9 protein-coding genes are annotated in these 10,112 nt (G+C 39.7%); all 9 read left to right on the forward strand.

The features are described 5' to 3' along the window. The first annotated feature begins 22 nt into the window (after nt 1–22). Nucleotides 23–1,642, forward strand: a complete 1,620-nt coding sequence (locus FFX44_RS11630; protein ID WP_289981145.1) for a malolactic enzyme — start codon at nt 23–25, stop codon at nt 1,640–1,642. Next, a complete protein-coding gene (locus FFX44_RS11635) occupies nt 1,614–3,074 on the forward strand; it encodes an anion permease (protein ID WP_289981146.1) in 1,461 nt (486 codons plus the stop codon). The genes FFX44_RS11630 and FFX44_RS11635 overlap by 29 nt, the downstream gene beginning before the upstream one ends. 417 nt (nt 3,075–3,491) lie before the next feature. After that, complete coding sequence (gene pxpB, locus FFX44_RS11640; protein ID WP_289981147.1) at nt 3,492–4,220, forward strand: 5-oxoprolinase subunit PxpB; 729 nt, start codon at nt 3,492–3,494, stop codon at nt 4,218–4,220. Between the two features lie 12 nt (nt 4,221–4,232). Then, the gene (locus FFX44_RS11645; RefSeq protein WP_289981154.1) at nt 4,233–5,246 is read left to right on the forward strand and encodes a biotin-dependent carboxyltransferase family protein; all 1,014 of its coding nucleotides are present in this window, start codon (nt 4,233–4,235) and stop codon (nt 5,244–5,246) included. Nucleotides 5,247–5,260: 14 nt separating this feature from the next. Further along, entirely contained in the window at nt 5,261–5,677 is a 417-nt protein-coding gene (locus FFX44_RS11650; protein ID WP_289981155.1) for a biotin/lipoyl-containing protein, read from the forward strand. A 10-nt stretch (nt 5,678–5,687) separates the two neighbouring features. Then, a complete protein-coding gene (locus tag FFX44_RS11655; RefSeq protein ID WP_289981157.1) occupies nt 5,688–7,007 on the forward strand; it encodes an acetyl-CoA carboxylase biotin carboxylase subunit in 1,320 nt (439 codons plus the stop codon). Nucleotides 7,008–7,023: 16 nt separating this feature from the next. Next, the gene (locus FFX44_RS11660; RefSeq protein WP_289981160.1) at nt 7,024–7,824 is read left to right on the forward strand and encodes a putative hydro-lyase; all 801 of its coding nucleotides are present in this window, start codon (nt 7,024–7,026) and stop codon (nt 7,822–7,824) included. A gap of 12 nt (nt 7,825–7,836) precedes the next feature. Then, on the forward strand, nt 7,837–8,586 hold the full coding sequence (locus tag FFX44_RS11665; protein WP_289981161.1) for a 5-oxoprolinase subunit PxpA: 750 nt from the start codon (nt 7,837–7,839) through the stop codon (nt 8,584–8,586). Between the two features lie 30 nt (nt 8,587–8,616). Continuing rightward, a complete protein-coding gene (locus FFX44_RS11670; protein ID WP_289981164.1) occupies nt 8,617–9,846 on the forward strand; it encodes an NRAMP family divalent metal transporter in 1,230 nt (409 codons plus the stop codon). Nucleotides 9,847–10,112: the final 266 nt, after the last annotated feature.

Consider the following 10,112-nt stretch of genomic DNA (forward strand, 5'->3'; position numbering starts at 1 on the left):
ACAAAAGGAAGGTCTAAATGACATGGGAATGAATATTATAAATGATCCATTCAAAAATAAAGGTACTGCTTTCACACTAGAAGAACGTAAGGAATTCGGTTTGGAAGGACTCTTACCTCCATATGTTCAAACACTTGACCAACAAGTTGCTCAAACATATGCACAATTCCAAACAAAACCAACTGACCTTGAAAAACGCATGTTTTTAATGGAAATCTTTAATGAAAATCATATACTTTTCTTCAAACTCTTTAGTGAACATGTAGTTGAGTTCATGCCAATTGTCTATGATCCAACAATCGCAGATACCATTGAGAACTATAGTGAATTATTCGTACAGTCGCAAAATGCTACTTACTTATCAATCGATGATCCTGACGCTATTGAAAACTCGCTTAAAAATGCTGCTAATGGCCGTAATATTAGACTAATTGTTGTAACTGATGCTGAAGGAATCCTTGGAATTGGTGATTGGGGCACAAATGGGGTTGATATTTCTGTTGGTAAGTTAATGGTCTACACTGCTGCAGCTGGAATTGATCCTAGTCAAGTATTACCTGTTGTCTTAGATACAGGAACAAATAATGATAAGCTTCTACATGATTCACTTTATCTTGGTAATCATCATAGCCGCATCACTGGTGACAAATATTACGAATTTGTAGATAAGTTTGTTGAATCTGCCGAACGCTTATTCCCAAATCTTTATCTTCATTTTGAAGATTTCGGTCGTGACAATGCAGCTAACCTGCTCAACAAATATAAAGATAAAATCACAACATTCAATGATGATATCCAAGGTACAGGAATTATTACTCTTGCTGGGATTCTTGGTGCATTAAATATTTCTAAGCAAAAAATGACTGATCAAATTTATCTTTGCTTTGGTGCTGGGACTGCAGGAGCTGGAATTACAAAACGGATTTGTGATGAATTTGTTCAAGAAGGATTGAGTGAAGAAGAAGCTCGTAAGCATTTCTATATGGTTGACAAGCAAGGACTGTTGTTTGATGATGACACAACGTTAACACCTGAACAAAAACCTTTTGCCCGTTCAAGAAGTGAATTTACCAATGCCGCTGAACTCACTAACCTTTTAGCAGTTGTTAAAGCTGTTCATCCTACGATTCTTGTTGGGACATCCACACAGCCCGGAGCATTCACAGAAGATGTAATTCGTGAGATGGCTTCTCATACCGAGAGACCTATCATTTTCCCTCTTTCTAACCCAACAAAATTAGCAGAGGCTAAAGCTCATGATTTAATCGAATGGACTGAAGGACGTGCACTTGTTGCCACTGGAGTTCCTGCACCTGATGTTGAATTCAACGGTGTATCTTATCACATTGGACAAGCAAACAACGCTCTTGTATACCCAGGTCTTGGCTTAGGTGTAATTGCTTCAACTGCAACACTGTTAAATGATGAGATGATCTCAGCTGCTGCTCATTCATTAGGTGGAATTGTTGATCCTAAAGAAGCTGGAGCTGCCGTCTTACCCCCTGTTTCAAAACTAGATCATTTTTCAACTACAGTTGCCCTTGCAGTTGCTGAAAGTGCCAAAAAGCAAAGCTTAACAAGAGAAAAAATCACTGATGTTTCTGCAGCAATAAATGATACTAAATGGGTACCTGAATACTAATGGAGGCTTAACTATCTTGGCTACCAAAATAAATTATAAAAAGTTTATTATTCCTATTGCTGTAGCATTAATTATATGGCTGGCAACACCATTTCGACCAGAGAGTGTTTCAGTCGTCGCATGGCACATGCTTGCAATCTTTGTTGCTACAATAATTGGTTGTATTACCCAACCATTACCAATTGGTGCAGTTGCAATCTTAGGATTCACTACAACTGTTATTACTCACGAAATTCCTATTGATACGGCTGTCGCAGGTTTCGGCAACAATAGTATCTGGTTAATTGCGATGGCATTCTTCATTTCAAGAGGATTTATCAAAACTGGGTTAGGTCGTAGAATTGCTCTTGGTTTTGTGAGGATTTTCGGTAAAAAAACACTTGGACTAGCATATTCACTGATTGGTGTTGATTTAATTCTTGCACCTGCGACACCTAGTAATACCGCTCGTGCGGGTGGCATCATGTTTCCCATTATTAATTCTTTGTCTCGATCTTTTGGCTCTACTCCTGAAGATGATACTCAACGTAAAGTCGGATCTTTCTTGACCTTCGCCGAATTTCATGGAAATATGATTACCGCTGCCATGTTCCTAACTGCGATGGCCGGAAATCCATTAGCACAGTCTTTGGCTAAAAGTACGCATATCAATATTTCTTGGATGGGGTGGTTTATCGCTGCTCTTGTCCCCGGAATTATAAGCTTAATTCTTGTTCCATTCATTATATATAAGCTTTATCCTCCCGAAATCAAGGAAACTCCTAACGCCAAAGCGTGGGCCAATGAACAGCTTTCGGAAATGGGCAAAATGTCTTTACCTGAAAAATTTATGGCCGGGATTTTCGTCATTGCGTTACTTCTTTGGGTTTTGGGTGACACATTAAATATCGATGCAACTTTGACTGCATTTATTGCTCTTTCTCTTTTACTGTTAACTGGTGTGCTTAATTGGAGCGACATCCTACAAGAAAAGGGAGCTTGGAATACATTAACATGGTTCTCCATATTGGTAATGATGGCTAACGAGCTGAATGTTCTTGGCTTCATTCCTTGGCTAAGTAAGACCATTGCAGTCAGCGTACACGGTTTGTCATGGCCTCTTGTCTTAATTGTTCTAATCTTGTTTTATTTCTACTCACATTACCTCTTTGCGAGTGCAACAGCACATGTCAGTGCGATGTATTCTGCCTTGCTTGGAGTAGCCGTTGCCTCGGGTGTTCCACCATTACTGGCGGCACTATCTCTTGGATTCTTCGGTAACTTATTTGCATCAACTACTCACTACAGTAATGGACCCGCACCAATCCTTTTCTCAGCAGGATACGTTTCACAAAAAGATTGGTGGCGTCTCAATGCAATCTTAGGTATTTTCTACCTCGTTGTCTGGCTTGGTCTTGGCAGCTTATGGATGAAGATTTGTGGAGTCTATTAATAATAATTAATGCTAAGAAGAAGGAATATACCATAGATCGAGAAATTCGAAGTTGAATGAAGCGCTTTGACCTATGAAACACGTTTATTCGTAATAATTATAAAGAGGCTGAATCAAAATTAAAATTTTGATTCAGCCTCTTTGGCTTTCCTGATAAATGTGTCACAGAAATCACATTTTCAGTTTCTTTTTTCTTTTGAATTCGTTATAAATAATATTTAATGAATAAATATTCGCTTTATTATCCAAAGAAAAACATTGTGTGCAATTAATTAAATAATTTAAAACCGTCTTTCTATAATTAAAATTAGGTTTTAGTTAGATTCTATTTAAAAAGTTCTCAATAAACGTTATTTTATTAATTATGAACTTATAAAAATGCGAAGTCTATTTTCAGCATAATTAGAGGTGTTATCCGTGATAACTTACAAATATGATTTTGTCCCCGCGGGTGAACAAGCACTCCACATTGTTTTCCCGGAACAGGTAGATGTCTCAGAAAATCAGCTGATTCAAGAGCTGGCCCAACAATTGCAGAATACATTTGGCTACGAAATCACAGACATTGTCCCTGCATACAGGACCTTAACTATCAGTTTCGACATCAGAAAAACAACTTATTATGAATTCAGTTCTAAGCTAAAAGGTTTTCTTGCTCAATATGTTCCAGATACAAAAAATGAGCATACCCGAACATTCGAAATCCCGGTTTGCTATGATTCTGAATTCGGAATAGATCTCGAAGATGTTGCTGCTTTTGGTAATCTAAGTGTCACAGAATTAATCAAACTTCATTCTGCTAATAAGTATTTTATTTATATGATGGGGTTCCTGCCTGGTTTTACCTTTATGGGAAATGTCCCTGATCAGATTGCAATGCCCAGGCTTTCTGTTCCGCGAGCCTCAATCGCTCCAGGAAGTGTGGCAATTGCAGGAAAACAGGCAGGAATGTATCCTGTTGATTCACCTGGTGGCTGGCGAATTTTAGGCAGAACCCCCATTACACTTTATACTCCCGAGAATCCATTACCACCATTTCAAGCAGGAGATTGGATTAAGTTCCGGCAAATTGATCGTGCTGAATATGCGGCGATAAAAGAACTAGCGGCTCATAGTGAATATCAGCTTAAAATAATTTCAGAATAAAAGGAGAAAGCCATGCCAAATATTGAGATTATTAATTCAGGCTTAGCAACAACTATCCAGGATCTTGGACGAATCGGTCATCAGGCAAAAGGTATTCCTGTTTCAGGTGCAGTTGATCAATACTCACATCGGTTAGCTAATATTCTAGTAAATAACCCTGAAAAATCTGCAACACTAGAATTTAGTCTTCTTGGACCAACAATCAAGTTCAATGTTGAGACATTCATTGCAATTACAGGCGGCAAGTCAGAACCGGTACTTAATGATTCAAGTATCAGTTTGAATACGACTTATCCAGTAAAAAAAGGTGATCTTTTGACATTTCGTCCTATGAAAAGTGGTCGTTTTGGTTACATTGCTTTTGCTGGTAATGGGCTTCAAGTCAAGCCGATTCTCGATAGTCAATCCACTAATACTCGTCTTAGCCTTGGAGGATATTATGGCCGATCACTTATCAAAGGTGATTGTTTAACTATTAATGATTGCTATCAAATGCCAAGCTTAGCCAATCGAAGCTTATCTTTAAATGAAGAACCAATTGGAAATTCATTTCGGTTTATCAGAGGGCCGCAGTGGGACCTATTCTCTGAAAGTGCTCAGCAGCTATTTATGACTGGACCCTTTACAATTTCATCAGAAGCTGACCGAATGGGCTTCAGATTAGATGGTCCAATCCTTGAAATACCACAAAAAAATATGTTGTCCGAAGGTGCAGTTCTAGGAAATATTCAAATAACCAGATCCGGTCAACCAATTGCCTTATTAGCGGATCGGCAAACTGCTGGCGGTTACCCGGTAATTGCAACAATAATCGGTGCAGATCTTAGTAAATTTGTTCAATTCGCTTCAAGTTGTCCACTTGTCTTTGAACAAGTTTCACTCAAAGAAGCCACTGCTGCGCTTCGCAGCCAGTATCAATTCTTAAATACTCTGGCAGATTCCATTTATCAAAAAAGATATCAATACCCAATTGGTCCCACTAGAAAAGCAAGTAGCAAAATCGCAGAAACAATTTTAAACAGTTAAAGGAGGCTTCTATTATGGAAATACCAAGTCTGGATGAACTAATTAGTAAATTCCAAGCGGCAGGTCTGACACATCTCGAGATTAAAAACGGTGAAGATAAGATTGTTTTGAAAAAAGAAGCAACCATTTTTCCGAATGCTTCAGTTACGAGTGAACAAGCACCACTGGTCGGTGGAGAAGCCGTAGAAAATAAAAAACTTACAGTAAATGCACCATTTGTTGGAACCTTCTATACATCGCCAAGTCCACAAGAGGAGCCCTTCGTCAAGGTTGGCGACCAGATTCAAAAAGGGCAAATTATTGGTATTATCGAAGCGATGAAGATGATGACTGAAGTTAAGTCCGATGTGGCTGGTATTATTACAGATATTCTAATTACCAACGATAGTCCCGTTGAGTACAATACGCCTCTCGTTGTACTTGAGAATTGAGGTGTTAAATTTGAAAAAGGTTTTAGTTGCTAATCGTGGAGAAATTGCCGTGCGTATCATTCGTGCCTGCCACAATTTAGAATTAAAAACAGTAGCAGTATACTCTGTTGCAGATATAAACAGCTTGCATGTCCAATTAGCAGATGAGGCTGTCTGCATCGGACCAGCTGAACCAAACAAAAGTTACCTGAACATTCACGAAATAATTGCAGCCGCAGAAATTACCCATTCCGATGCTATTCATCCCGGATACGGTTTCCTATCGGAAAATGAAGAATTCGCAAAAAAGTGTGAAGATGAAAAAATTACTTTTATTGGCCCGCAATCACATGTAATTGCACTGATGGGTGAAAAATCACGTGCGCGTGAAACAATGCTAAAAACCGGAGTTCCAGTCGTTCCAGGTGGAGCGACTGAATTTACCGATTTGGCTAGTGGTGCAGCATATGCTGCAGATATTGGCTTTCCAGTTATGCTAAAAGCAAGCGCTGGCGGTGGTGGTAAAGGAATGCGTGTCATTCAGAGTGCTACTGGCTTCGCCAAAGAATTCGGATTAGCTCAAAGTGAAGCTCAACATGCTTTTAATGATAATCATATGTATCTTGAAAAATATCTACCTCATCCGCGCCATATCGAGGTTCAAATCATCGCTGATCAGCAAGGCAACGTGTCCGCAGTTGGTGAGCGCGACTGTACAATTCAACAGCACCATCAAAAAGTAATTGAAGAGGCACCTGCAATCGCACTACCAGAAGAAACTCGTCAAAAAATGTTTGCTGTTTCTGTGAATGCTGCTAAAAAAATCGGTTACGTTGGTGCAGGAACGATGGAATTCTTGTTGGATGACCCAGAACATTTTTATTTTATGGAGATGAACACCCGTATACAAGTCGAACATCCTGTCAGTGAACTAACAAGTGGGCTTGATCTTGTTGAATTACAGCTGTTAGTTGCTCAAGGTGAGTCGCTTTCCTTCAAGCAAGAACACATCTCGACAGACGGTTTTGCACTTGAATGCCGTATAAACGCCTTAACTGCAGGTAAAATATCCGCTTTGCATCTTCCAACTGGATATGGAATTCGTATAGATACAGGCCTTTATCAAGGATATACTGTTCCTCCTAATTATGACTCAATGATTGCTAAAATCATTGCTTTTGCCCCATCAAGGAAGAAAGCAATGGCTTTGATGAGAACTGCGCTTGATGAAACAGTTATAGCGGGTGTAAACACAAATCTTGATTTTCTGGTCCAGTTGTTGAATGAACCTGATTATATTGCAAATAAGACTGATATTAATTGGCTGGATAAACTAACTGCCACAATCTAACCTTGGAGGTGTCCACATGAATTCACTAAAAGATATAACATCATTATCACCAGTCGAAGTTCGTCATCTGATACGTGCAGGAAAATTTACTAAACCTACGAGTGGATTAGCTTCAGGGTATACTCAAGCAAACTTAGTAATTTTACCAAAAAATTTGGCATATGACTTTCTGTTATTCGCCCAACGAAATCCCCGTCCCTGTCCAATCTTAGAGGTTAGTGATATCGGAAGTCGAAAGCTACACAAATTTGCGCAAGATATTGACTTGGCAAATGACTTTCCGCGCTATCGAATCTATCGCAATGGCAGTTTTACAGATGAAGTCACCAGCGTCGCGGATTACTGGCAAGACGATTTAGTAAGCTTCTTAATTGGCTGCAGCTTTTCTTTCGAAGCGGAACTAATTGCTGCTGGAATTGAAATTCGCCATTTGACAGAAGGTGTAAATGTTCCTATGTACAATACAGCGATCCCACTCGAATCTGCAGGTAAATTCCATGGAAATATGGTTGTCAGCATGCGCCCAATTCCTGAAAATCAGGTGGTGACCGCCGTCAATGTAACTGCCGCGATGCCGAAAGTCCACGGTGCACCTATTCAAATTGGCAGTCCTGAGTCAATCGGAATTACAGATATTTCAAGTCCTGATTATGGTGATCCTGTCACAATCAAACCTGGTGAAGTCCCAGTATTTTGGCCATGCGGTGTAACTCCACAAAATGCAATTATGCAGGTAAAACCTGAATTCGTAATCACACATGCTCCTGGTCACATGCTAGTGACAGATATTAAAAATACCGTACTAAAATATGAATAGGAGTTGATTTTGGTGACAAAAATTGATTTGAACAGTGATTTAGGTGAAAGTTTTGGCCGCTATAGTCTAGGAAAAGACAAAGAAATCATTCAATTGGTGACCTCTGTCAATATTGCTTGTGGCTTCCATGCTGGTGATCCTGACGTAATGGCTAAAACAGTTGCACTGGCCGAAGCAGCAGGTGTCGGAGTTGGGGCACATCCAGGTTATCCTGATTTGCAGGGCTTTGGCAGACGGAAGATGCTGTTGCACCCCACAGAAGTTGAGCACCTTGTAACATATCAAGTTGGGGCACTTCAGGCCTTTACATCTTCAAAAAAGCTCCATCATGTTAAACCTCATGGTGCACTCTATAACATGGCTGCTAAAGATTATGATCTTTCACTAGCAATCTGTCGCGCAATTAAGGCGGTTGATCCAGATCTTCCAATTTATGCTCTTGCAGGCAGTAAAACCGTTCAAGCTGCAGAAACAGTTGGAATACGGTGTGCACAAGAAGTGTTCGGAGATAGAAACTATCTGCCTGATGGTAACCTAGTACCCAGAAGTGAAGCAAAGGCTGTTATTACTGACCCCGCAGAAGTTGCTGCCCATGTAATTGAGATGGTAAAAGATCAGTCAGTAACTGCAATTGATGGCTCAACCGTACCACTGCAGGCTGACTCTATCTGTGTCCATGGTGATAATGCAGCAGCATTGGCAATTGTTGCAAACCTCCGTGAGACATTGCAAAATAATAAAATTGCACTGCATGCCTTTTAAAGAAAACATAAAGAGAGAAGGATTTGTAATATGATGAATAAACCAAAAGATTCTAACAATATCCCTGATTTAAACGGACCTAAAGCTTCACCCCGCAGTATTGCTATGGGCGCCGCATTCTTAATGGCTATGGCCGCCGTAGGTCCCGGATTCTTAACACAAACTGCAACATTTACTGGTCAAATGGGTGCCGACTTTGGCTTTGCAATTCTAATTTGTATTATTTTCGATATCATCGTCCAAATGAATGTTTGGCGGATCATTGTGGTCAGCGGCAAGAAAGCACAAGTGATTGCTAACGAAATCTTCCCTGGCCTTGGCTATGTACTTTCATTCCTTGTTGCTGTTGGGGGTCTTTTTTTCAATATTGGGAATGTTGGGGGCGCAGGTCTTGGTCTCAATGTACTTTTCGGGATCTCACCTGAAAATGGTGCCGTAATTGCTGGTGCACTTGCAATTATCATCTTCGTGGTCAAAAATGCTTTAACTGTTATGGATCGTACCGTTCAGGTTCTTGCTGTTGTTAAAGTTGCAATCTTACTTTATATTATTTTTATCATGGCTGTCCCTTACCAAGCGGCCGTTCACCATGCGTTTTTACCTACAAAAATCGACTTCTATTCCATTGTTACAATCGTTGGGGGAACTGTTGGTGGTTATATTTCATTTTCAGGTGGTCATCGCTTAATTGAGGGTGGAATGAAGGGTAAGCAAAATATTAAATACGTTAATGAGGGTGCGTTGACAGGAATTGGAATTGCCTCCGTTATCCGTGTACTGCTCTTCTTGGCAGGCCTTGCTGTTGTCGTAACAGGCTACAAACTTGATCCCACCAACCCAGCGGCCTCAATTTTTAAATATGCTGCAGGTAACTTTGGCTACAAGTTCTTTGGCTTATTACTCTTTGCGGCTGGGATGACTTCAATCCTTGGTTCGACATTTACCTCAACTTCTTTCTTAGATTTTGCAGTTAAGTCAAAAAGTGGTTTGCAGAAGTCACGCAAAGTCCTAATAATCAGTTTTATTGTAATCTCAACTGTCATCTTCTATATTATCGGTAGCCCTGCAAAGGTCCTTGTTTTTGTTGGTGCGGCCAACGGATTTGTTCTTCCAATTGCACTAGCAATTCTCCTAATCGCCAGTGTTTCCAAGAAAATTATTGGTGACTATCACCACCCCAAATGGTTAATTATTTCTGGCTGGTTTGTTGTGGCTTTCATGGCGTTCGCAAGTATCAAGACAGTGATTGGATTGTTTTAAATAACTTAATGGCACTTTTAACACAAAAAGTGTGATATAAATCGGAAGAATTTAGAGTTAGACATTTTGACTCATGGAACATATTTACTCGCAATAAAAAAGAGATAGGTTCAAAAGCTAACTTTTGGCCTAATCTCTTTCCTACGTTTAGTCAAGCCTCTAATTTCTTATTTTTTTAATCTTTGAACTAGTGATTGAGAATTGGATTAATATTTTAACTTATTTGAAGGTTGTAGCTTTTTGTCCTCAAATTTAAGTACAAGAAA

This window comes from Lactobacillus sp. UCMA15818, from assembly GCF_030400225.1.
In the GTDB taxonomy this organism is placed as follows: Bacteria; Bacillota; Bacilli; order Lactobacillales; family Lactobacillaceae; genus Liquorilactobacillus.

Coding starts and splice junctions, on each gene's coding strand:
- FFX44_RS11630 (WP_289981145.1), top strand. CDS start 23: ATGGGAATGAATATTATAAATGATCCATTCAAAAATAAAGGTACTGCT.
- FFX44_RS11635 (WP_289981146.1), top strand. CDS start 1,614: ATGATACTAAATGGGTACCTGAATACTAATGGAGGCTTAACTATCTTG.
- FFX44_RS11645 (WP_289981154.1), top strand. CDS start 4,233: ATGCCAAATATTGAGATTATTAATTCAGGCTTAGCAACAACTATCCAG.
- FFX44_RS11650 (WP_289981155.1), top strand. CDS start 5,261: ATGGAAATACCAAGTCTGGATGAACTAATTAGTAAATTCCAAGCGGCA.
- FFX44_RS11660 (WP_289981160.1), top strand. CDS start 7,024: ATGAATTCACTAAAAGATATAACATCATTATCACCAGTCGAAGTTCGT.
- FFX44_RS11670 (WP_289981164.1), top strand. CDS start 8,617: ATGATGAATAAACCAAAAGATTCTAACAATATCCCTGATTTAAACGGA.